Origin of the sequence: Bradyrhizobium sp. BWC-3-1 (assembly GCF_032917965.1) — a bacterium.
Lineage (GTDB): Bacteria > Pseudomonadota > Alphaproteobacteria > Rhizobiales > Xanthobacteraceae > Bradyrhizobium > Bradyrhizobium canariense_D.
On sequence record NZ_CP136625.1, the window covers coordinates 8574894 to 8596770 of the forward strand.

Annotated in this window: 17 protein-coding genes; 9 read left to right on the plus strand and 8 right to left on the minus strand. The window is 64.1% G+C overall.

The window, feature by feature from the left end:
• From RX329_RS40975 to RX329_RS41005, 7 genes are all read left to right on the plus strand, one after another.
• Positions 1–1155, plus strand: a complete 1155-nt coding sequence (locus tag RX329_RS40975) for an iron-containing alcohol dehydrogenase (RefSeq protein ID WP_085348656.1) — start codon at positions 1–3, stop codon at positions 1153–1155.
• A gap of 18 nt (positions 1156–1173) precedes the next feature.
• A complete protein-coding gene (locus RX329_RS40980; RefSeq protein WP_085348657.1) occupies positions 1174–2724 on the plus strand; it encodes an AMP-binding protein in 1551 nt (516 codons plus the stop codon).
• 172 nt (positions 2725–2896) lie between these two features.
• Positions 2897–4498 carry an ABC transporter substrate-binding protein gene (locus RX329_RS40985; RefSeq protein ID WP_317245437.1) on the plus strand — a complete coding sequence of 534 codons (1602 nt, stop codon included), beginning with the start codon at positions 2897–2899 and terminating at the stop codon, positions 4496–4498.
• A 35-nt stretch (positions 4499–4533) separates the two neighbouring features.
• The gene (locus tag RX329_RS40990) at positions 4534–5481 is read left to right on the plus strand and encodes an ABC transporter permease (RefSeq protein WP_018455967.1); all 948 of its coding nucleotides are present in this window, start codon (positions 4534–4536) and stop codon (positions 5479–5481) included.
• A 9-nt stretch (positions 5482–5490) separates the two neighbouring features.
• Complete coding sequence (locus tag RX329_RS40995) at positions 5491–6384, plus strand: ABC transporter permease (protein ID WP_018455966.1); 894 nt, start codon at positions 5491–5493, stop codon at positions 6382–6384.
• On the plus strand, positions 6384–7391 hold the full coding sequence (locus tag RX329_RS41000; protein ID WP_018455965.1) for an ABC transporter ATP-binding protein: 1008 nt from the start codon (positions 6384–6386) through the stop codon (positions 7389–7391). The genes RX329_RS40995 and RX329_RS41000 overlap by 1 nt, the downstream gene beginning before the upstream one ends.
• Positions 7388–8374, plus strand: coding sequence for an ABC transporter ATP-binding protein (locus RX329_RS41005; protein WP_018455964.1), 987 nt, complete (start codon positions 7388–7390; stop codon positions 8372–8374). Before RX329_RS41000 ends, RX329_RS41005 begins: the two co-directional genes overlap by 4 nt.
• Positions 8375–8424: 50 nt before the next feature.
• On the opposite strand, the gene RX329_RS41010 is transcribed toward RX329_RS41005, so the two are convergent.
• The 7 genes from RX329_RS41010 to RX329_RS41040 all read right to left on the minus strand — a co-directional run bounded on the left by RX329_RS41010 (position 8425) and on the right by RX329_RS41040 (position 17195).
• A complete protein-coding gene (locus RX329_RS41010; RefSeq protein ID WP_085394870.1) occupies positions 8425–10398 on the minus strand; it encodes an acetyl-CoA carboxylase biotin carboxylase subunit in 1974 nt (657 codons plus the stop codon).
• Positions 10395–12011, minus strand: coding sequence for an acyl-CoA carboxylase subunit beta (locus RX329_RS41015; RefSeq protein ID WP_018455962.1), 1617 nt, complete (start codon positions 12009–12011; stop codon positions 10395–10397). Before RX329_RS41015 ends, RX329_RS41010 begins: the two co-directional genes overlap by 4 nt.
• A 113-nt stretch (positions 12012–12124) precedes the next feature.
• Complete coding sequence (locus tag RX329_RS41020; RefSeq protein WP_018455961.1) at positions 12125–12991, minus strand: 3-keto-5-aminohexanoate cleavage protein; 867 nt, start codon at positions 12989–12991, stop codon at positions 12125–12127.
• Positions 12992–13190: 199 nt separating this feature from the next.
• Positions 13191–13991 (minus strand): helix-turn-helix domain-containing protein, encoded by an 801-nt coding sequence (locus RX329_RS41025; RefSeq protein ID WP_018455960.1) that lies wholly within the window; start codon positions 13989–13991, stop codon positions 13191–13193.
• Between the two features lie 170 nt (positions 13992–14161).
• Positions 14162–14818 carry a glutathione S-transferase family protein gene (locus RX329_RS41030; RefSeq protein ID WP_018455959.1) on the minus strand — a complete coding sequence of 219 codons (657 nt, stop codon included), beginning with the start codon at positions 14816–14818 and terminating at the stop codon, positions 14162–14164.
• The gene (locus RX329_RS41035) at positions 14818–15981 is read right to left on the minus strand and encodes an acyl-CoA dehydrogenase family protein (protein ID WP_085361919.1); all 1164 of its coding nucleotides are present in this window, start codon (positions 15979–15981) and stop codon (positions 14818–14820) included. The genes RX329_RS41030 and RX329_RS41035 overlap by 1 nt, the downstream gene beginning before the upstream one ends.
• A 77-nt stretch (positions 15982–16058) precedes the next feature.
• Positions 16059–17195: an acyl-CoA dehydrogenase family protein gene (locus RX329_RS41040; RefSeq protein WP_085361920.1), complete on the minus strand. Its 1137-nt coding sequence runs from the start codon at positions 17193–17195 to the stop codon at positions 16059–16061.
• Between the two features lie 262 nt (positions 17196–17457).
• Between RX329_RS41040 and RX329_RS41045 the strand changes: the two genes are divergently transcribed.
• Both RX329_RS41045 and RX329_RS41050 read left to right on the plus strand, forming a co-directional pair.
• Complete coding sequence (locus RX329_RS41045) at positions 17458–19008, plus strand: long-chain fatty acid--CoA ligase (RefSeq protein ID WP_317245438.1); 1551 nt, start codon at positions 17458–17460, stop codon at positions 19006–19008.
• 73 nt (positions 19009–19081) lie between these two features.
• The gene (locus tag RX329_RS41050) at positions 19082–20302 is read left to right on the plus strand and encodes an ABC transporter substrate-binding protein (RefSeq protein WP_085385510.1); all 1221 of its coding nucleotides are present in this window, start codon (positions 19082–19084) and stop codon (positions 20300–20302) included.
• A gap of 50 nt (positions 20303–20352) precedes the next feature.
• On the opposite strand, the gene RX329_RS41055 is transcribed toward RX329_RS41050, so the two are convergent.
• Positions 20353–21864 (minus strand): glycosyltransferase family 2 protein, encoded by a 1512-nt coding sequence (locus tag RX329_RS41055; protein ID WP_085361922.1) that lies wholly within the window; start codon positions 21862–21864, stop codon positions 20353–20355.
• Positions 21865–21877: the final 13 nt, after the last annotated feature.

The following is a 21877-nucleotide window of genomic DNA, read 5'->3' on the forward strand; positions in this document are numbered from 1 at the left end:
GTGCACCAGGGACGTGTCGTTTACGGCGCGATCGAGGAAGTCGTGTTCGGCCACCCCGCGGCCGAGGCCGTGGTCGCCCAGATGGACCGGCTGGGGACGCGCCGCGCCTTCCTGATGGTCTCGGGCACGCTCAACCGGCAGACCGACGAAATCGCCAAGATCAAACAAGCCCTGGGCACAAATTGCGCGGGCGTCTTCGATGCCATGCCGGCGCACACCCCGCGCGAGGCGGTGATCGCCGCCACCAATGCGGCGCGCGAAGCGGGCGCCGACCTGATCGTCACCGTGGGCGGCGGCTCGATCACCGACGGCGCCAAGGCGGTGCAGCTCTGCCTCGCCAACGGCATCGACGATGTCGACGGCATCGAGCGTATCCGCGTGCACAAGGGCGTCGCGCCCGAGATGACGGCGCCGACCGTGCGTCAGATCAGCGTGCCGACCACGATCGCCGGCGGCGAGTTCAGCTCGATCGCAGGCGTCACCGACCGCACCGCCCATGTGAAACAGATGCTACGGCATCCGCTCAGCGTTCCGCGCGCGACCATCCTCGATCCCGCCATCACCGTGCACACGCCGGAATGGCTATTCCTCTCGACCGGCATCCGCGCCATCGATCATTGCGTCGAGGCGATCTGCTCGCGCGAGACGCACCCCTATGCCGACGCGCAATCGGTGAAGGGCCTCGCCATGCTCGCCGACGCGCTGCCACGGGTGAAGGCTGACCCTGCTGACCTCGACGCGCGAATGGATGCGCAGATCGGCACCTGGCTGTCGATGGGCGCGCTCGCCGCTGGCGTGCCGATGGGCGCGAGCCACGGCATCGGTTACGTGCTGGGCGCAGCCTTCGACGTACCGCATGGCTACACCTCCTGCGTCATGCTGCCGGCCGTGATGCGCTGGAATGCGCGCGACAATGCCGAGCGCCAGATGATCGTCGCGGCCGCAATGGGCTTTCCCGGCCGCGCGGCAGCCGATGTGCTCGATGCCTTCATCCGCTCGCTCGGCATGCCGCGCAGCCTCGCCGATGTGCGCGTCTCGCCGGAGCATTTCGACGCCATCGCGGACGCTGCGATGCGCACGAACTGGATCCCGCGCAACCCGCGCAAGATCGACAGCCCCGCTCAAGTGCGCGAAATCCTGCTTCTTGCCGCATGATCCAAAGCCGGAGGACTGATGTACCCAGGTCAGCATGCCCGCCTGCGCCCACTCCAGCCCGCCTTCATCATGGCGACGACCGGCGAGGCCGTCACCTATCGCGAGCTCGATGCGCGCAGCAATCGGCTGGCGCACCTGTTGCGCAAGTATGGCCTGAAGCGGCTCGACCACTACTCGATCTTCATGGAGAACAATTCCCGCTACCTCGAAGCCTGCGGCGCGGGCGAGCGCTCCGGCCTCTACTACACCTGCATCAACTCGTTCCTGACGCCGGGCGAGCTCGCCTATCTCCTGGTCAACAGCCAGTCGAAAATCCTGATCACGTCGGTTGCGAAGCTCGATATCGCCCGCGAGGCGATCAAGGTCTGCCCCGACATCAAGCTGTGCATCGTCGCCGACGGCTCGGGCGAGAGCGAGCGCATCGTCGGCCTCACTGAGGTAACCGCCGACCTGCCGAAGACGCCGATCCCGGATGAATGGCTCGGCACCGCCATGCTGTATTCATCGGGCACGACGGGACGGCCAAAAGGGATTCTGCGGCCGCTTCCGGAGGAGCCGCCGAAACACAATCTGCCGTTGTTCGATTTCCTGACAAAGCTTTGGCACTACCGCGAGGGCATGATCTACCTGTCGCCGGCGCCGCTCTATCATTCGGCGCCGCAGGCCGCCGTGAACCTCACGATCCGCATGGGCGGCACCGCGATCATCATGGAGAATTTCGATCCCGAGCGTTACCTCCAGCTCGTCGAGCAATGGGGTATCACCCACACCCAGCTCGTGCCGACGATGTTCTCGCGCATGCTCAAGCTGCCGGAGGAGGTGCGCGCGCGCTACGACCTCTCCTCGCTCGAGATCGCGATCCATGCCGCCGCGCCCTGCCCGGCGCAGGTCAAGGATGACATGATCAAATGGTGGGGACCGATCATCCACGAATACTACGGCGCCACCGAGGGCCTTGGCTTCACCGCCTGCGACAGCGCGGAATGGCTCGCCCACCGCGGCACCGTCGGCAAGGTGCTGCTCGGCGACCTCCATATTCTCGATGAGACCATGAAGCCATGCCCCACCGGCACGCCAGGACAGGTCTGGTTCAAGACGGCCTCACCGTTCGAATATTTCAACGATCCCGAGAAGACCAAGGAAGCGCGCTCGACCGACGGCAGCATGAGCACGGTCGGCGACGTCGGCTATGTCGACGAGGATCGCTTCCTCTATTTAACGGACCGCGCGACCTTCATGATCATCTCCGGCGGCGTGAACATTTATCCGCAGGAGTGCGAGAATCTGTTGATCACCCATCCGAAGGTTGCGGACGCCGCGGTGTTCGGCGTGCCCAATTCCGATCTCGGCGAAGAGGTGAAGGCGGTGGTGCAGCCGATGCCCGGGGCCGTGCCGGGCGAGGCGCTCGCCGAGGAGCTGATCGCGTTCTGCGGGGCGTCGCTGTCGCGGCAAAAGGTGCCGCGCTCGGTCGATTTCGAGAAGGAGTTGCCGCGGCTGCCGACGGGGAAGCTGTACAAGCGGCTGCTGCGGGACCGGTATTGGGGGAACAAGGCGTCAAGGATTGTGTGAAGGGCCGCTGTCGCCGGAGAAACTTCCCTCTCATCGTGAGAGAAACCCCTGCGGCCTTCCGTCGTCCGAATTGCCAAGAGAGTAGCGGACCTTGACGGTTGCCTCACCGCGCACGCGCCGCTATCGTCGGGACAAACAGGCCGCAAAAGGCCGATGTCCAGGGAGGACGAGGATGCGGAGCGTACGGGCGCTCGCCGCGACGGCGGCGCTATCTTTGCTTGCGTTTTCGAGCGTTGCACTCGCCAGCGAGCCCAAGCAGGGCGGCATTTTGCGGATGTACCACCGCGACAGTCCCGGCAATGCCTCGATCCACGAAGGCGCGACCTACTCGCTCAACGTTCCCTTCATGCCGGTGTTCAACAACCTCGTCATCTACAAGCAGGACGTGGCGCAGAACAGCATGGACACCATCGTGCCCGAGCTCGCCGAGAGCTGGGCCTGGGTCAACGACAACAAGACGCTGACCTTCAAGCTACGCCAGGGCGTGAAGTGGCACGACGGCAAGCCGTTCACCTCGGCGGACGTCAAATGCACCTTCGACATGCTGATGGGCAAGTCGCAGCAGAAGTTCCGGCAGAACCCGCGCAAGAGCTGGTACGAACAGGTCAACGACGTCTCCACCAACGGCGATCTCGAGGTCTCCTTCAATCTGAAGCGGCCACAGCCTTCGCTGCTGGCGCTGCTCGCCTCGGGCTACACGCCGGTCTATCCCTGCCACGTCTCGCCCGGCGACATGCGCACGCACCCGATCGGCACCGGGCCGTTCAAGTTCGTCGAGTTCAAGGCCAATGAATCGATCAAGCTGACCCGCAATCCCGACTATTGGCGCAAGGGCCGGCCCTATCTCGACGGCATCGAGTTCACCATCATCCCGAACCGCTCCACCGCGATCCTCGCGTTCGTCGCCGGCAAGTTCGACATGACCTTCCCGACCGAGGTGAGCATCCCGCTGCTCAAGGACGTCAAATCGCAGGCGCCGAACGCGGTCTGCGTGGTCGAGCCCAACAATGTCGCCACCAACATCATCGTCAATTCGTCCGCGCCGCCGTTCGACAATATCGACATCCGTCGCGCCATGGCGCTGTCGCTCGACCGAAAGGCCTTCATCTCGATCTTGTTCGAGGGCCAGGGTGACATCGGCGGCACCCTGCTGCCGCCGCCGAATGGGCTGTGGGGGATGCCGAAGGAGATGCTCGAGACCATTCCGGGCTACGGCCCCGACATCAACGCCAACCGTGAGGAAGCGAAAAAGCTGATGCAGAAGAAGGCCGGCTATGGGCCGGATAAGCATCTCGCCGTCAAGGTCTCGACCCGCAACATTCCGGTCTACCGCGATCCTGCGGTGATTCTGATCGATCAGCTCAAGAGTATCTATATCGACGCCGAGCTCGACGTGGTCGAGACCGCAAACTGGTTCCCGAAGATCGCGCGGAAGGATTACATGCTCGGGCTCAATTTGACCGGCAATGCCGTCGACGACCCCGACCAGTCCTTCTACGAGAACTATTCCTGCGGCTCCGAGCGCAACTACACCAATTACTGCAACAAGGAGATCGAAAAGCTGTTCGACGTGCAGTCCCAGGAGACCGACATTAACAAGCGCAAGAAGCTGGTGTGGGACATCGACAAGAAGCTGCAGGAGGACGTCGCCCGCCCGATCATCTTCCACGCACGTACCGGCAGCTGCTGGCAACCTTACGTCAAGGGCGTGACGGTGATGTCGAACAGCTCCTACAATGGCTATCGCTACGAGGACGTCTGGATGGACAAGTAGCGCGGGCGGCTGACGGGTTCGACGGGAGGCGATGCATGTTTGCCTATCTGGTGCGGCGCCTGTTGCTGATGCTCCTGACCCTGTTCGGGATCTCGATCGTCATCTTCTTCCTGCTGCGCATCGTCCCCGGGAATATCGTCGACATCCTGTTCGCCGCCGCGGGCTATGTGGACCCCGCCGACAAGGCCAATCTGGAGAAGGAGCTCGGCATCGACCAGCCGCTGGTGGTGCAATATTGGCACTGGATCAGCGGCTTCCTGCGCGGCGATTTTGGCTACTCCTACGTCTCCGAGAAGCCGGCGCTCCAGGAGATCCTGCCACGGATCCCGATCACCGCACGGCTCGCGGGCCTGGCGCTGTTGTTCTCGACCTCGATCGGCATCCCCCTTGGCGTGATCAGCGCGGTGAAGCAGGGAACGAGGCTCGACTACGCATTGCGTGTGGTGAGCCTCAGCGGATTGTCGCTGCCTTCGTTCTGGCTTGGCCTGCTCATCCTCACCGCCTCGGTGGCGATGTTCAACCAGATGCCGATCTTCAACCCGAATCCAGCGACTTGGCTGGAAGCGTTTGCGACCTATGCCGTGCCCGCCGCAGCCGTCGGCTTCCGCAGCGCGGCACTGACCATGCGCATCACGCGATCCTCGATGCTGGAGGTGCTGCGGCAGGACTATATCCGCACCGCGCGTGCCAAGGGCGCATCGGACGCCGCTGTGAACTATCAGCATGCGCTGAAGAATGCGATTCTGCCCGTCATCACCGTGATTGGCATCGAAGCGGCGTTCCTGATCGGCGGCCTCATCGTGACGGAGACGGTGTTCAACATCCCCGGCGTCGCGCGCTTCCTGGTCGAGGCGATTCGCTGGCGCGATTATCCGATCGTGCAGAACCTGGTGATGCTGATTGCCATCGTCGTGGTGAGCGCGAATTTCATCGTGGACATGCTGTACGCGGTGTTCGACCCGCGTATCCGGTACACGGATTAGGAGAACCTGTTGGCTGCGATCGACTATGACGTTGAACTGAGGCGCGCCGGGGCGCACGCGACCGTCGGCTGGCGGCGCGTGCTGTTTTTGGCGCAGCGGCATGTGCTGGGCGCGGCCGGGCTCGTCATCATGACCCTGTTCGTGTTCACCGCGATCTTCGCCGACTTCATCGCGCGTTACGATCCGCTGACGATCGATGCCGCTCGGGCACTGGCGCGTCCAAGCCTGGCACACTGGATGGGCACGGATTCCTTCGGCCGCGATGTCTTCAGCCGCATCATTCATGGCGCGCGGATCTCGCTCGCGGTCGGCATCGGCTCGACGGCGCTCGGCGGCAGCATCGGCGTGATCGTCGGCCTCACCTCCGGCTATCTCTCCGGCTGGGTCGATCTCGTGTTCCAGCGCGTCTCCGATGTCCTCCAGGCGCTGCCGCTGCTGGTGCTGGCCCTGATCATGACCGCGGCGCTTGGGCCGTCCTTGCCGAACGTCATCATTGCGATCGCCATTCCGCTGATCCCGACCGTCTCGCGCGTCATCCGCGCCAACACGCTGGCGCTGCGCGAGCTGCCATTCATCGAGGCCGCCAAGTCGATCGGCATGAGCGAGGTACGCATTGCGCTCCGTCACGTGCTGCCGAATACGCTGGCGCCGCTGATCGTGCTTGCGACGGCCCAGCTCGGCTCGACTATCCTCACGGAAGCCTCGCTCTCCTTCCTCGGCCTCGGCATTCCCGAGCCGTACCCGTCGTGGGGGCGCATGCTCTCTGAATCCGCCGCCGAATATGTCCGCACGGCGCCATGGCTGGTGATCTTCCCGGGCATCGCCATCAGCCTCGCGGTGTTCGGCGCCAATCTGTTCGGTGACGCCTTGCGCGACATCCTCGATCCCCGGCAGCGCGGCTGATGGCTGAGAACTCCGATCTCGTGATCGAGGTGAAGAACCTGAAGACGGTGTTCTTCACCAACTCCGGTCTGTTCAAGGCCGTCGATGATGTTTCCTTCACGGTGAAGCGCGGCGAGACGCTGGCGATCGTCGGCGAATCCGGCTGCGGCAAGAGCGTCACTGCACTATCGCTGATGCGGCTGGTGCCGGATCCACCCGGCCGCATCGTCGGCGGCTCCGTCACGCTCGAAGGCACCGACCTTCTGACGCTGGACGAAGCAGAGATGCGTGCCGTCAGGGGCAACCGCATCTCGATGATCTTCCAGGAGCCGATGACCTCGCTCAATCCGGTGATGCGGATCGGCGACCAGATCGTCGAGACCGTGCGGCTGCACCGGAACATGTCGAGCAAAGAGGCCCGGGGCATCGCAATCGAGATGCTGCGCCTGGTGCGCATCCCCGAGCCGGCTCGGCGCGCGCGGGAATATCCGCATCAGCTGTCCGGCGGCATGCGCCAGCGCGCCATGATCGCGATGGCGCTGGCGTGCCGGCCGGTGCTGCTGATCGCGGACGAGCCCACGACCGCGCTCGACGTCACCATCCAGGCGCAGATTCTGGCGCTGATCCTAGACCTTCAGAAAGAGCTCGGCACCGGGCTCGTGCTGATCACGCATGATCTCGGCGTCGTCGCGCAGACCGCGCAACGCGTCATCGTGATGTATGCGGGACGCAAGGTCGAGGAAGCGAGCGTCGAGGCGCTGTTCGCCGCGCCAAAGCACCCCTACACGCGCGGATTGATGGCATCGATCCCGGCGGTGCCGGCGCCCGGCGTTGCCGCGCCGGCACGGTTGAACGAAATTCCCGGCACCGTGCCGTCGCTGGTGGGGCTGCCCAAAGGTTGCGCGTTCGCGCCACGCTGCAAGCTCGCGATCAAGCGCTGCGAGGCCGAATATCCGCCGCTCATCGATTGGGGCGGCGGCCATCTCGCGGCCTGCTGGCGCGCAGCCGAAGTGGCGGAGGTGGCATGACCGACGCACTGCTCGAAGTCACCGAACTCAAGAAGCACTATCCGGTGCGCGCCGGCGTGTTGCGCCGACAAATCGGCACAGTGCATGCGGTCGACGGCGTCTCGTTTTCGGTTGGGGTCGGGGAGACGCTGGGCCTTGTCGGCGAATCCGGCTGCGGCAAGTCGACGGTGGCGCGCAGCGTGCTGCGGCTGGTCGAGCCGACCTCGGGCCAGATTCGCCTCGAAGGCGAGGACATCACGCATCTCTCCAAGTCCGCGCTGCGGCCACACCGTCGTTCGATGCAGATCGTATTCCAGGATCCTTTCGCCTCGCTCAACCCGCGCATGACTGCCGGAGACATCGTGGGCGAGCCGCTGTTCGTGCACGGGCTCGCGACCGGCAAAGCGCTGGAGGCACGTACCGCACAGCTGTTCGAGCAGGTTGGCTTGCGGCCCGACCAGATGCGCAACTTCCCGCATCAATTCTCCGGCGGCCAGCGCCAGCGCATCTGCATCGCCCGCGCGCTGGCGCTCGGGCCCCGCCTGATCGTCTGCGACGAGCCGGTCTCCGCGCTCGATGTCTCGATCCAGGCGCAGGTGATCAATCTCCTGATCGATCTGCAACGGCAGCACGGCTTCTCCTACCTCTTCATCGCGCATGACCTCGCCGTGGTCGCCCATATCAGTCACCGCGTCGCCGTGATGTATCTCGGCCGCATCGTCGAGATCGCGGACAAGGACGAGCTGTTCCGCAATCCGCGCCATCCCTACACGCAGGCCCTGCTCGCCTCGGTACCGGTCGCCAACCCGCTCGCCAAAAAGCTCGTGCCGCTGGTCGACGGCGACGTGCCAAGCCCGGTCAATCCGCCGCCGGGCTGTGCGTTTCACACCCGCTGCCGGTATGCGATGGAGCGATGCAGGACGGAACGACCGGCGTTGGTGGACGCGGGGGACGGGCACCAGGTGGCGTGCTTGCTCAATGGCGGAACGGGGCGGAGCCAGTAGCTCCGCTGTCGTCCCGGCCTTCGCCGGGGCGACGAGTTGAGCTTGCCGCCCTACTCAGCCCCGATCTCCGCCACGATCCGGCCCGTTGTCACCTGCTCGCCCTCGGCGACGTCGATCGCGGCGACGACGCCGTCGATGCCGGCCTTGTGGACATGCTCCATCTTCATCGCTTCCAACGTCATCACCGGCTGGCCGGCAGTGACGCGGTCGCCCGGCTTGACCAGGACGGCAACGACGCGGCCGTTCATGGCAGCGCGAACCTTGCCGTCTCCGTTGCTTGCGGCCGCCTTCGGCGCGGCGAGGGTGAGATCGGTCGCCGCGAGCGGGATGCCGCGGCGCTGGAGGTGGAGCCGGTCGCCGTCGCGCAGGAATTTGGCACTGTCCATCACGCCGTCATGGCGGAAGCGGATCACGTCGAGATCGAGTTGGTCGATCTCGAACTTGTCTTGCCGGCCGTCCCTGGCAACAATGTAGCTGCCATCGCGCTCGCGCCAGACTTCTAGCTCAAGCGCCTGGCCTGCGATCTCGATTTTCGCCGGCAGCGGGAACGTTGCCGCGAGGCTCCGTCCGCGGCGCCACGACGGTGCCTGGGGGTTCGTGACGTAGAGCAGCAGGCCGGCCAAGGCCATGTCGAATGCGGCGTCCGCGCGCGGCGCCAGCAGCTCGTCGCGATGGGCACCAATGAACGCCGTGGTCGCCTCGCCTTTGGCGAAGCCGGGATGACGCAGGCATGACATCAGGAAAGTCTGATTGGTAGTCACACCAAATCCGGTCAGTTGCTCCAGGCCGACGATCAGCCGCCCCCTCGCCTCCTCGCGGGTCGCGCCATGGCCGATCACCTTCGCGATCATGGAATCGTAGAACGGCGGAATCTCGGAGCCCGATTGCAGCGCATGTTCGACGCGGATGCCATCCGGCACCTGCCAGCGCGCCATGCGCCCGGACTGCGGCATGAAATCCTGCGCGGCGTCCTCCGAGCACAGCCGCACCTCGATGGCGTGGCCTGTGAAGCGAATGTCCTGCTGCTTGACCGGCAGCGACTCGCCGCGCGCGACGCGCAGCTGCAATTCGACGAGATCGAGCCCGGTGATGGCCTCGGTGACGGGATGCTCGACCTGGAGACGCGTATTCATCTCCATGAAGTAGAATCCGCCGCTCGCATCGAGCAGAAATTCGAGCGTGCCGGCGCCCTCGTAACGCAACGCCTTCACCGCGGCGACCGCGACCTCGCCCATCTTCGCACGCAGGTCGGGCGTGACTGCGGTCGACGGCGCCTCCTCGATTAGTTTCTGGTGCCGCCGCTGCACCGAGCAGTCGCGCTCGCCAAGATGGATGGCGTTGCCATGGCTGTCGCCGAACACCTGAATTTCGATGTGACGGGGATTCTGGATGGCGCGTTCGAGGATCACCGTCGGATCGCCAAACGCCGCCTTCGCCTCGGACCGCGCGCTACGCAGTGCATCCGGGAACGAATTGGCATCCGCCACGAGCCGCATCCCGCGCCCACCGCCGCCGGCGACCGCCTTGATCATCACGGGAAAGCCGATCTCTCTCGCCTCCGCGAGCATGACTTCATCGCCCTGATCGGCGCCCTGATAGCCGGGCACGACGGGCACGCCGGCCTTTTTCATGATCTCCTTGGCACCGGCCTTGTTGCCCATTGTCTCGATCGCCTGCGGCGACGGGCCGATGAAGACGAGGCCGGCATCCTTGCAGGCTTGCGCAAACTCCTCGTTCTCGGCGAGGAAGCCATAGCCGGGATGAACGGCATCCGCGCCGCTGGCCTTTGCGGCCGCTATGATCGCGGCGATGTTGAGATAGGACTGCGCCGGCAGCGCTTCGCCGACTCGCACGGCCTGGTCGGCCTGTTGCACATGAAGCGCATCCCTATCCGCATCCGAATAGACCGCGACGACGCCGAGGCCGAGCTTCCGCGCGCTGCGCATCACCCGCAGTGCGATCTCGCCGCGATTGGCGATCAGGACCTTGAAGAACGGCCGGTGCTGCACTGATCCGTTCCTCATGGGCGGGCCACCGAGAATTGCATGCGCTGTGGGCTCCGCGCGTCACCTTCACGACAGATCGCGAGCACTTCGGACAGCACCGCGCGGGTGTCGCGCGGATCGATCACGCCGTCGTCGAGCACGCGCGCGCTGGTCGAGAACACGTCCATCTGGCCGTCGAACACGCCGACGATCTGCGCCTTCATGCCATCGAGCTTTTCTTTTTCGACCGGCTTGCCGCGACGCGCGGCTGCGGCTTCGGTGACGATCGCCATGGTCTCGGCGGCCTGCTCACCGCCCATCACGGCAGTCTTGGCGTTGGGCCAGGAGAAGCAGAAGCGCGGATGGAAGCCGCGCCCGCACATGCCGTAATTGCCGGCGCCGAACGAGGCGCCGCAATAGATGGTGATCTGCGGCACTGTCGCCGACGTCACCGCCTGGATCATCTTGGAGCCATGCTTGATCATGCCGGCTTCTTCGTAAGCTTTGCCGACCATGTAGCCGGTGGTGTTGTTCAGATAGAGCAGCGGCGTTCGGGTTTGGCAGCACGCCTGGATGAAATGCGTCGCCTTGTTGGCACCGGCCGGATCGAGCGGACCGTTGTTGGTGATGATGCCGATGGTCTGGCCCTCGATGCGGGCATGGCCGCAGACGGTGGCCGGGCCGTAGTTCGGCGCCATCTCGGTGAAGTCGGAATCATCGACGATACGTGCGATCACCTGCTTCATGTCCACGGAGCGCTTGTGGTCCATCGGCATAATGCCGAGCAGTTCGTCTTGATCGTAGCGCGGCGGCTTATATTCCGCGCTCGCCCTGCCCGGCCGTTCCCATTCCAGCGCCGCCATGATCTCGCGCGCGATGCGCAGGGCGTCGCGGTCATCCTCGGCGAGGTAGTCGCCAAGTCCCGACACCTGCGTGTGCATCTCGGCGCCGCCAAGCTCCTCTTCGGTCGCGATCTCGCCGGTGGCGGCCTTCAGCAGCGGCGGCCCGGCGAGGAAGGCGCGGGTGCGGCCACGGACCATGACGATGTAGTCGGACAGGCCGGTCTGATAGGCGCCGCCGGCGGTCGAGGAGCCATGGGTTACGGTCACGACGGGCAGGCCCGCTGCGGAGAGTCGCGCGAGATTGCGGAAGATGTTGCCGCCGCGGACAAAGTCTTCGACGCGGTAGCGCAGGAGATTGGCGCCGGCGCTTTCGACCAGCTGGACGTAGGGCAGCTTGTTCTCCAGCGCGAGCTCCTGCACGCGTATCGTCTTGTCGAGGCCGTAGGGCTGAAGCGCGCCGGCATCGATGCCGGAATCGTTGGCGCTGACCATGCAACGGATGCCCGAGACGAAACCGATGCCGGCGATGACGCCGCCGCCGGGGACGCTCTTGTCCGGATCAGATACGTCGAACATGTAGCCGGCGAGCGTGGACAGCTCGATGAAGGGCGCGCCGGGATCGAGCACCAGCGCGACGCGCTCGCGCGGCAACAGCTGGCCGCGCTTGTGGAAGCGGTCTTTCGCCGCGGCTGATGCCGCACGCGTGCGCTCTTCCAGCGCGCGCATGCGGTCGATCAGGCCAAGCATGCCGTCGCGGTTGGCGCGATAGGCGGCACTGCCGGGAGAAATCGTGTTTTCGAGAATGGACATGACTCAATCCTGCTCGTCATTGCGAGGAGCAAAGCGACGAAGCAATCCAGGCGCATCCATGGAAAGATTCTGGATTGCTTCGCTTCGCTCGCAATGACGGTTGAGGCGATAATTTACCTATTCGTCCCAAAAATCTTTCGCGCTTCCGCCGGGCTCGCGATCTCGCGGCCGGCACGGCGGGCGCAGGCGGCGATGGCGTCGATCAGCTGGCCGTTCGACGTTACCTTCTTGCCGTCGGCGAGATAGAAGGCATCTTCGAGACCGGTGCGCAGATGACCGCCGAGCTCCGCACAGCGCTGGTGCAGCGGCCAGATTTCTTCGCGGCCTATCGCGGTGACCTGAAATTGCGCCTCGGGACGCTTCAGCTTAATCAGGATCGGCAGCAGATCGGGATCCGACGGCATGCCGGAGGCGACGCCCATCACAAAGTTATACTCGAGCGGGCCCTTGTACATGCCGACCTGGCGGTACATGCCGACGCAGCGGACGATGCCGACGTCAAAACATTCGAATTCGGGGATGGTACCGACCGCGTTCATGACGTCGAGATAGTCCTTCACCTTCTCGACCGCATTGTCGAACATCATCGGCGGCCAGGCCCAGCTGTTGTCGGCCTTCACCTTCAGGTAATTTAGCGAGCCGGCATTGCAGGCCGCGATCTCCGGCCTGGTCTCGCGGATACAATCCAGCGCACCGTTGTAGTTCGGCCCGGAGACGCCGGAGGTGTGATTGATGATCACGCCAGGGCAGGCTTCGCGAATCGCCTGCTGGATCTCCTTGCTGACGCTGACCTCCCAGGACGGCAGATGCCCCTTGTCCGGCGCCTGCTGACGCAGATGGATGTGCATGATGGACGCGCCGGCATCGAACGCAGCCTTGGCCTCGCGCGCCATCTGCTCGGGCGTGACAGGCACGTTGTGCTGCTTCGGGTCGGTGAGCACGCCGTTCAGCGCGCAGGTGATGACGGCCTTGTCGCTCATGCCTTGAATGTCTCGCACGTTGATAATTCAACGTTTGCGATCATGTGATGGGCGGCAGGCGGCTTCTTGCGCGGAGAAGCTGGAAAAAGGCGATAAACCGTAGGGTGGGCAAAGGCGCTCTTGCGCCGTTCCCACCATCTCTCAATACCTCGCGAAGATGGTGGGCACGCTTTCGCTTTGCCCACCCTACGAGACGACGCTAGCTCGCCTCCGCCAGCCTCACGGTCTCGCTGCTGCGATAGATCGCGAGATCGCGCGAGCCGACGAAGATCGCGCGCGGCTTCAGGCCGTAGAAGCGGCGGATCGAGTGGCTGAAATGGGTGGAGTCGGGATAGCCGATGTCCTGCGCGAGATGGGCGAGGTTGAGGTCCTGGTTGGCGAAGTGCAGCAGGTGACGCGCCCGCTTCCAGGCGCGGAAGGAGCGGAACGAGATGCCGGTCTCTTCCTTGAACAGATGCAGGAAGCGCGAAGCGGAAAGTCCGGCCTCCGCCGCGCATGTGTCCGCCGTCACGGGTTCGCCCGTGAAGCGGCCGATACGGGCGACCGCACGCGTCACGCGGGGGTCGAGCACGCGGCGCGGCAGCGCCTCGCCAAAACACATCTGGTCGAATTCGGCGGTGGTGATGTCGCCGTAGCGACGCTGGCGCAGCAGCGTGTAGGCGGCGAGGATCTTGCGGGCATAGACGGCCCTGTCGGGTCCGGTGAGCCGCTCGGCCAGGACCTCGATCACGCCATCGGGCATGCTCTCCGGCTCCAGCGTCACGCTGATCGCGGTGCGGTAGTCGCTCGCAATGGAATGCCGCTGGTTCGGTAGGGTAACGAACAGCTCGCCGGTGGCGAGCGCATCATCGATCGTCAGATGCAGACTGCCCTTCACCGCGACATAGACATGGCAGCAGCCGGGCGTCCGCTTGCGGGGGCGGCCGAGCAGGCCGGCATAGAATACCCGCTCCGGCGTGATCAGCATCAAATGGTCGGATTCGCGACCGTTATCTTCCATTGGGATCCTCCTCGCGCGGCTCTTTGGCCGCTGCGGACGGAGGTCACCTTAGCGGAAATCTGGGCGCTGTCACGGCGGGATAGCGCTATCATGAAGCGCAAAACAGCGGCAGTCCCGACGACCCGGAACTCCCGGCAACATGGCCGTCCCGGCTTTCGCCAGAACGACAATCAGGCCCTCACCCTTGGCGCCACGTTCTGCTCGACGCCGGCCTGTTGCTCCGCAGCAACCGCGCGCTTGAAACCATCCCGTTGCTGCAAGCGTGCCCAATAGGCTGCGACATTTGGCCCAAAATCCTTGGCAAGCCCGATAGTATCGGCGAGGCGGAGCGCGTAACCGATCACGATGTCGGCGGCAGTGAAGCGGCCCGCGCACAAGGCCTCGGTATTTGCGGTGGCTGCCTCGACGGCGCGCAGGCGGCCCAAGAACCATTTGGCATAGTCGCCGGCGACCTGCGGATTGCGGCGCTCTTCCGGCTCGAGCTGGGTGTATCGGAGCACCAGCGTCTGCGGGAAGGTTAACGTGGCGTCGCTGAAATACATCCAGTTCACGAACGCGCCATAGGCGGGATCTTCGGGTCCGACCATCAGTGGCGTCGGTCCATGCTTGATGCCGAGATAGTGGCAGATGCCGGAGGACTCGGTCATTTTCGTCTCGCCGTCGACCATGAAGGGAATCGTGCCCAGCGGATTGAGCGCGAGATACTCCTTGGCGAAGACCCGCGGCGGGAACGGCAGCATCTTGAGCTCGTAGGGCAGCCCCATCTCCTCCAGCATCCAGAGCGGACGGAATGAGCGCGCGGCGTCGCAGTGATAGAGCGTGATCATCAGGAACTTCCTTTGCTGCCGGGCAGCGTCCCCATCATCTTGCACAGGACCATCAGCATGACCTCGTCGGCGCCGCCGCCGATCGATGTCAGACGGCTGTCGCGATAGGCACGGCTGACCGGCGTCTCGTTGGTAAAGCCCATTCCACCCCAATATTGCAAGCAGGCGTCGGTAAGCTCGCGGCCGAGTCGCCCGGCCTTCAGCTTGGCCATGGTCGCAAGTTTCGTGACATCCTCGCCCGCCACAAGCGCCTCTCCGGCACAGTAGATCAGCGCGCGCAACAGCTCGACCTCGGTCTGCATCTCCGCGAGCTTGAAATGAACGACCTGGTTGTCGAGGATCGACTTCCCAAAGGCCTTGCGATTGCGGGTGTATTCGATGGTCTCGTTGATAATGTATTCATGCGCCTTCAGGCAGGCGGCCGCACCCCAGAGCCGCTCCTCCTGGAACTGGATCATCTGGTAGGTAAAGCCCTTGCCCTCCTCGCCGATCCGGTTGCGCTTGGGCACGCGGACATTGTCGAAGAAGATCTGCGCGGTGTCGGAGGAACGCATGCCCATCTTGTCGAGCTTGCGCGCGACCGTGACGCCCTTGGTCTTCATGGGCACACAGATCAGCGATTTGTTGCGGTGAACGGACCCGTCGCCCGTATTGGCGAGCAGACAGATCCAGTCGGCCTGGGTGCCGTTGGTGATCCACATCTTGCCACCATCGATGACGTAATCGTCGCCGTCCCCGCGCGCATTGGTCTTGATCGAGGCCACGTCAGAACCCGCGCCGGGCTCCGAGACGCCAATGCAGGCCACATAGTCGCCAGAGATCGAGGGCGCCAGGAATTCGCGCCGCACTTCATCGGAGCCGAACCGCGCCAGCGCAGGAGTCGCCATGTCGGTCTGCACCCCGATCGCCATCGGCACGCCGCCGCAATTGATCGCGCCGAGTTCCTCCGCCATCATCAGCGCATAGGAATAGTCGAGGCCGGAGCCGCCGAATTCGACCGGCTTGTTCAGCCCGAGAAAGCCGAGCCTGCCCATCTTCCTGAACAGCTCGTGCGCCGGGAAGATGTCGGCCTTCTCCCATTCATCGACATGCGGATTGATCTCGTTGGCAATGAATTTTTGCAAGGAACGGCGGATCTCGTCGTGGTCGGCGGTGAACAGCATCTTAATTAGCCCAGTTCTTGGTATCTCTGAGGTGCTCGTCATGGCCGGGCTCGTCCCGGCCATGACGGAGAAAGAGGTCACAACCCTATCTGCCGCGACGCGAGATCCTTCATGATCTCCTCGGTGCCGCCGCCGATCGCGTTGACCTTGACCTCACGGTAGATGCGCTCGGCCTTGATGCCGCGCATGAAGCCGGCGCCGCCAAAAATCTGCACCGCTTCCGAGGCGCAGAACGCCATCGTCTGGGTCGCCTGGTTCTTCATCATGCAGATTTCGGCGACCGGGCTTTCGCCCTGCTCCAGCCGCCAGGCCAGCATCTCCAGCATCGCTTGCGATGCGGCGACCTTCTGCGCCATGTCGACGATCTTGTGGCGGATCACCTGGTGCTGCGCGAGCGGCTTGCCGAAGGTCTTGCGCTCCTTGGCGTAGGCAATGGCCTCGTCGAGGCAGACGCGCGCGAACGCGGTGCAGCCCGCCGCCATGCCCATGCGCTCGCTGTTGAAATTCCGCATGATGATCTTGAACCCCTGGCCTTCCTCGCCGATCAGGTTTTCCGCCGGTACGCGGCACTCGTCGAAATGCAGGGTCGCGGTGTCGGAGGCCCACCAGCCCATCTTCTTCAGCTTTGTCCGGGACAGGCCGGGCGTATCCCCCTCGATCAGGAGCAGGCTGACGCCGCCGGCGCCCTCGCCGCCGGTGCGCACCGCAACGGTCAAATAGTCGGCACGCATCCCGGATGTGATGAAGGTCTTCTCGCCGCTCACGACGTAGTGATCTCCGTCGCGCCGCGCCTTGGTGCGGAGGCCCGCGACATCAGAGCCGCCGCCCGGCTCGGTGATCGCGAGCGCGGAGATTTTCTCACCCGCGAGCACCTGAGGCAGCACGCGCGCCTTCACCTCGGGGCGCGCGGCCCGCGCGACCGGCGGCGAACCGATCGTATGGCTCATCAAGCTGGCGCTGACACCGCCGGCGCCAGCCCGCGCCAGCTCCTGGCTGGCGACGATCCTCATGAACTGGTCGGCGGCGATCCCGCCATATTCCTCGGGGAAACCGAGTCCCAAGAGCCCGATCTCGGCCGCCTTGCGATAGAGCGCGCGGGGGAATTCACCGGCCTCATCCCACTCGTGGGCGAAGGGCGCAATCTCCTTGTCGACGAAGCGGCGCATCACCTCGCGAAAGGCGTCATGCTCGGCGGTATAGAACGGGCTCATCATCGCACTCTCGCCTTGCTGGCGGATTCGTCTCGTCCACCATGGCCGGAACCTTGGCGGCTCACTTGCGCGGAGTGGCTGGCCGAGCCCCGCTCCAAGCAAGCTCGCTCTAGCAACTCAACGCAAGACGATTTTCATCGCTCGCGCGCCAACTCCGGATCAAAAAAAGGATGGTGCACAAACTCCGGCTGGCCCTTGGGCCATGCCGGGCATGGTGCATGGCAATAGGGACGCGGGCGGCACAAGTCCGCCGAGGGAGGAATTCTTGGCCGTTCGTTACTACGACTGGATCGCCCACCATGGCCGCCGCACACCGAACAAGATTGCGGTGATAGACCTCGCGAGCGAGCGCCGCTTTACCTATGCGCAGCTCGACGCGCGCATCTCGCGTCTCGCGTCATTTCTGCGCCATGCGCTGAAAGTCTCGCGCGGCGAGCGGGTCGCGGTGCTGGCGCTGAACACGACCGATACGCTGGAGGTGCAATTCGCCTGCGGGCGGTTAGGTGCGATCTTCGTGCCGCTGAACACCCGCCTCACCGTTCCCGAACTCCAGTTCATCACCGCAGATTGCGCGCCGAAGGTGATGATCCACGACACCGATCTCGCCGAAACGGCGCTGGCCGTGGCAAGGCTCTGCGGCATTGCGACGAGCCTGCTGCTTGGCCCCAGCGGGACTTATGAGGCCGGCATCGCCGCCGCAAAGCCACTCGAGAAAATCGAGGAGGTGACCCTCGATGACGTCTCGACCATCATGTACACCTCGGGCACAACGGGTCATCCCAAGGGCGCCACCATCACCCATGGCATGACCTTCTGGAATTGCGTCAATCTCGGCGGCCCCGCCTGCATCGGGCCGTCCTCGGTGCTGCTCACCGTGCTGCCGCTGTTCCACACCGGCGGCCTGAATTGCTACACCAATCCGGTGCTGCACGCCGGCGGCACCGTGATGATCATGCGCGCCTTCGATCCCGGCACGGCGCTCGGCCTGATCAACGATCCCGCACAGGGCATCAACGTGTTCTTCGGCGTGCCCGCGATCTACCAGTTCATGGCCCAGCATCCGGCGTTCGCGACCACCGACCTCGGCCGGTTGATCGTGGGAGGTGTCGGCGGCGCACCAATGCCGGTGCCGCTGCTCAAGGTGTGGGAGGCGCGTGGCGTCGCACTCCAGCAGGGCTACGGCATGACCGAGACCTCGCCGGCCGTGCTGGTGCTCGACCGCGAGGATGCGGCACGGAAAGCCGGCTCCGCCGGCAAGCCGGTGCTGCACACTGAAGTGCGCATCGTGCGTCCTGACGGCGGCGACGCCGATGTCGGCGAACTCGGCGAGCTCTGGGTCAAGGGACCGAACATTACGCCCGGCTACTGGAACAGGCCGGAGGCGAACAAGACGTCGTTCACCGATGGCTGGCTGCACACGGGCGACGCGACACGCGTCGATGAGGAAGGTTTTTATTACATCGTCGACCGCTGGAAGGACATGTACATTTCCGGTGGCGAGAACGTCTATCCGGCCGAGGTCGAGAACGTCCTGCACCAACTCGACGCTATCGCGGAAGCCGCCGTGATCGGCATTCCCGATCCGCAATGGGGCGAGGTTGGCCTCGCCATCGTCGCGGCCAAGCCCGGCCAGCGGTTGACCGAGACAGATGTCTTCGCGCACTGCGCGGCGAATCTCGCGCGCTTCAAATGTCCACGCCAGGTCCGCTTCGTCGATGCGTTACCCCGCAACGCCACCGGCAAGATCCACAAGCCGACCTTGCGCAAGGAATTCTTGGGCGCCTCGGAAGTCGACAAGAAAGCCGCCAACGCCTGATCAAAGCGCCCCTCTCGCGGGCACTTTTCTTTTTGACGTGCGTGTTCCAACCCAGAAAAGCCAAGGAATTTTCATGAACAAGAAACTCTCCCTGCTCGCCGCAGCAACGGCGTTGGTGCTGCTGACAGCCCAAACCGCGTATGCGCAAAAGGCGTACGACACCGGCGTCACCGACACCGAGATCAAGATCGGCAATGTCGAGGCCTATTCCGGCCCGGCTTCCGCCTACGGCGTCATCGGCAAGACCGAGGAAGCCTATTTCAAGATGATCAACGATCAGGGCGGCATCAACGGCCGAAAGATCAATTGGATCTCCTACGACGACGGCTACTCGCCGCCTAAGACCGTTGAGCAGATCCGCAAGCTGATCGAGAGCGACGAGGTCTTCCTGGTGTTCAACGCGCTGGGCACGCCGACCCAGACCGCCGTGCAGAAGTATCACAATTCCAAGAAGGTGCCGCAGCTGTTCCTCGCCACAGGCGCCAGCAAGTGGAATGACCCGAAGAACTTTCCCTGGACGATGGGCTTCCAGCCCAGCTACCGCGTCGAGGCACAGATCTTCGCGAAGTATATTCTGAAGGAGAAGCCGGACGCGAAGGTCGCGATTTTTTATGCCAACGACGATTTCGGCAAGGACTACCTCGCCGGCATCAAGGACGTGTTCGGTGACAAGGCATCGAAACTGATCGTGGCCGAAGAGAGCTACGAGACGTCGGAACCCTCGATCGATGCTCATATCGTCAAGCTCAAGGGCACCGGCGCCGATGTCTTCGTGAACATCGCCACGCCGAAATTCGCGGCGCAGGCGATCAAGAAGATCGCGGAGCTTGAGTGGAAGCCGATGCATCTCATGACCGATGTCTCGGTGTCCATCGGCGCGGTGATGAAGCCTGCCGGACTCGAGGCATCCGAAGGGGTGCTGTCGGCTGGTTATCTGAAGGATGCGTCGGATCCGCAGTGGAAGGATGATGAGGGCATGAAGAAGTTCATGGTCTTCGTCGACAAATACATACCCGGTGCAAATATTTCGGACGCCAATCTGGTTTACGCCTATGCCGCAGCCCAGACCATGGTGCAGGTGCTGAAGCAGGCGGGCGACAATCTGACCCGTGAGAATGTGATGAAGCAGGCAGCGAGCCTCAAGGACTTCGTGCCCGACACACTGATCCCGGGCATCAAGATCAACACCTCCGCCACGGACTTCGCGCCGATCGAGCAGCTCAAGATGTGGCGGTTCAAGAAGGGCCAGTGGGAACTGTTCGGCGATATCATCAGCGCCGAAACGGGCGGCTAGTTCGACTGAGAGCAACAGCCTGAATCGACCGAATAGCGGCCGAAGGGCCGCTATTCTTTTCCAGCAAGCGACGGCGCTGTTCCCGCGCTTTCAACCTCGATCATGTCGTCGCCGACGTCGATGCCCGCGATCGGCAGGCCGAGACGACGCGAATCGCCGACGCCCCTGAACATGGGGCATGCCCAGGCGAGGGTGGCGATGCCTGACGGCGGCAGATCGAGGCTCAGTGTGTAGCTGTCACAACCGGTCACGACCGCTTCGGGGCGGATGGCCGTGCCATCGACATAGAATCGCGTGTCTATCGTATCTAGCGGTGCGCGAAGTGCGGGGCTTCGAACGCGGACAATGGTGCGGCCCGGCTTCCCCTTGATGCGCACGGCTGCCTCTGGTTCGCTCCAGCGGAAAGTGTGACCGGCAGAGAACTCTTCGGCATGGAATCCGATCTGCGCGACAACGCGCTCACCAAGGAGCCCGTCAACAGGTCCCGCATCTCGTCCGAGACGGTGAATGCAATCGAGCCTCTGATGCCGGATCAGCGCGGCGATGTATCGCCGCATCCATCGCGCGATCGCATCGCTCGATCCGGCGGCCGTCACAGCGACCAGCACGGCCCGCGCGTGCCATGCCGCCAGCCGCGCGAAACCGCGCGCGCCGAGACCGCCGAGCAGCGCCGGCACGGCCCAACGCCATACCGCCAGCCATTTCTCGCCAGGCCCTCCCCCGCCGTCACCGAGGCTGGAGCGCAGGAGCGCGTTCAGTGCATTGCGGGCGAGCGACGCGCCGGCCTCGCTCCGCGAGCTCCACTCGACCGGAATGTCGAGCAGCTCGCTGCCGGCATCGTTGCGGGCCTCGCTCAGATAGCGAATCTCGCCTTGCACGAAGTCGAGCGTGAATTGCTTCAGCTCGCCGATCTCACCGACATAGTAGTGATGGAAGCGCGCCTCCTCGAGATAGCCGATGGAATGACCTCTCGCGTGATAGGCGGCGGCGAGCACCCATTCGGCGAAATGACCGAGCTCCTCGCGCAGGCCGCCGCATTCCCGGTAGACGTCGTGCCGCGTCACGAAACACTGATCCAGGACCTTGCGCCAGGGATGCTGCTTCATACCGAACTCGATGTCGGCCTGGTACATGGCGGCCTCTGCCACGGATAACCGGTTATGGCAGATCGGGATCGAACGGCAGGAAAAGCCGGCCCAATCGGGATGAGCATCGATCGCGCGAATGCAGAGTTCGATCACGTCGGGTTCGGGCCGGCAGTGCGATTCCGTGAAGAACAGATAGCTGCCGCGCGCCTTCGTCGCGCCGAATGCGCAGAGCCCGATGTCGTGTTCGGAATCGGTGAATTCGAGGCGAGCCCTGTTGCCGGCCAGCGCCTTCAACTGCTCGCGTGCCGTGAAATCCGGAGGCACGACCAGAATGATCTCGTAGAGCGATGTGTCGGCAGTTTGCGACGTCCAGCCGAGCCAGGACATCTCCCACTGCCCGCGGTGAGATTCGAGCGGGATAATGATTGAGAACAGCGGAGATTTGCCGTCGTAGAGTGCGGACGCGTCCTGCATGTCCCCTTATAGA

What these genes read in the sequence shown, in the direction of transcription:
- RX329_RS40980 (WP_085348657.1), top strand. Translation starts at nt 1,174, where the DNA reads ATGTACCCAGGTCAGCATGCCCGCCTGCGCCCACTCCAGCCCGCCTTC.
- RX329_RS40985 (WP_317245437.1), top strand. Translation starts at nt 2,897, where the DNA reads ATGCGGAGCGTACGGGCGCTCGCCGCGACGGCGGCGCTATCTTTGCTT.
- RX329_RS40990 (WP_018455967.1), top strand. Translation starts at nt 4,534, where the DNA reads ATGTTTGCCTATCTGGTGCGGCGCCTGTTGCTGATGCTCCTGACCCTG.
- RX329_RS41000 (WP_018455965.1), top strand. Translation starts at nt 6,384, where the DNA reads ATGGCTGAGAACTCCGATCTCGTGATCGAGGTGAAGAACCTGAAGACG.
- RX329_RS41005 (WP_018455964.1), top strand. Translation starts at nt 7,388, where the DNA reads ATGACCGACGCACTGCTCGAAGTCACCGAACTCAAGAAGCACTATCCG.
- RX329_RS41010 (WP_085394870.1), bottom strand. Translation starts at nt 10,398, where the DNA reads ATGAGGAACGGATCAGTGCAGCACCGGCCGTTCTTCAAGGTCCTGATC.
- RX329_RS41015 (WP_018455962.1), bottom strand. Translation starts at nt 12,011, where the DNA reads ATGTCCATTCTCGAAAACACGATTTCTCCCGGCAGTGCCGCCTATCGC.
- RX329_RS41020 (WP_018455961.1), bottom strand. Translation starts at nt 12,991, where the DNA reads ATGAGCGACAAGGCCGTCATCACCTGCGCGCTGAACGGCGTGCTCACC.
- RX329_RS41025 (WP_018455960.1), bottom strand. Translation starts at nt 13,991, where the DNA reads ATGGAAGATAACGGTCGCGAATCCGACCATTTGATGCTGATCACGCCG.
- RX329_RS41030 (WP_018455959.1), bottom strand. Translation starts at nt 14,818, where the DNA reads ATGATCACGCTCTATCACTGCGACGCCGCGCGCTCATTCCGTCCGCTC.
- RX329_RS41035 (WP_085361919.1), bottom strand. Translation starts at nt 15,981, where the DNA reads ATGCTGTTCACCGCCGACCACGACGAGATCCGCCGTTCCTTGCAAAAA.
- RX329_RS41040 (WP_085361920.1), bottom strand. Translation starts at nt 17,195, where the DNA reads ATGATGAGCCCGTTCTATACCGCCGAGCATGACGCCTTTCGCGAGGTG.
- RX329_RS41050 (WP_085385510.1), top strand. Translation starts at nt 19,082, where the DNA reads ATGAACAAGAAACTCTCCCTGCTCGCCGCAGCAACGGCGTTGGTGCTG.
- RX329_RS41055 (WP_085361922.1), bottom strand. Translation starts at nt 21,864, where the DNA reads ATGCAGGACGCGTCCGCACTCTACGACGGCAAATCTCCGCTGTTCTCA.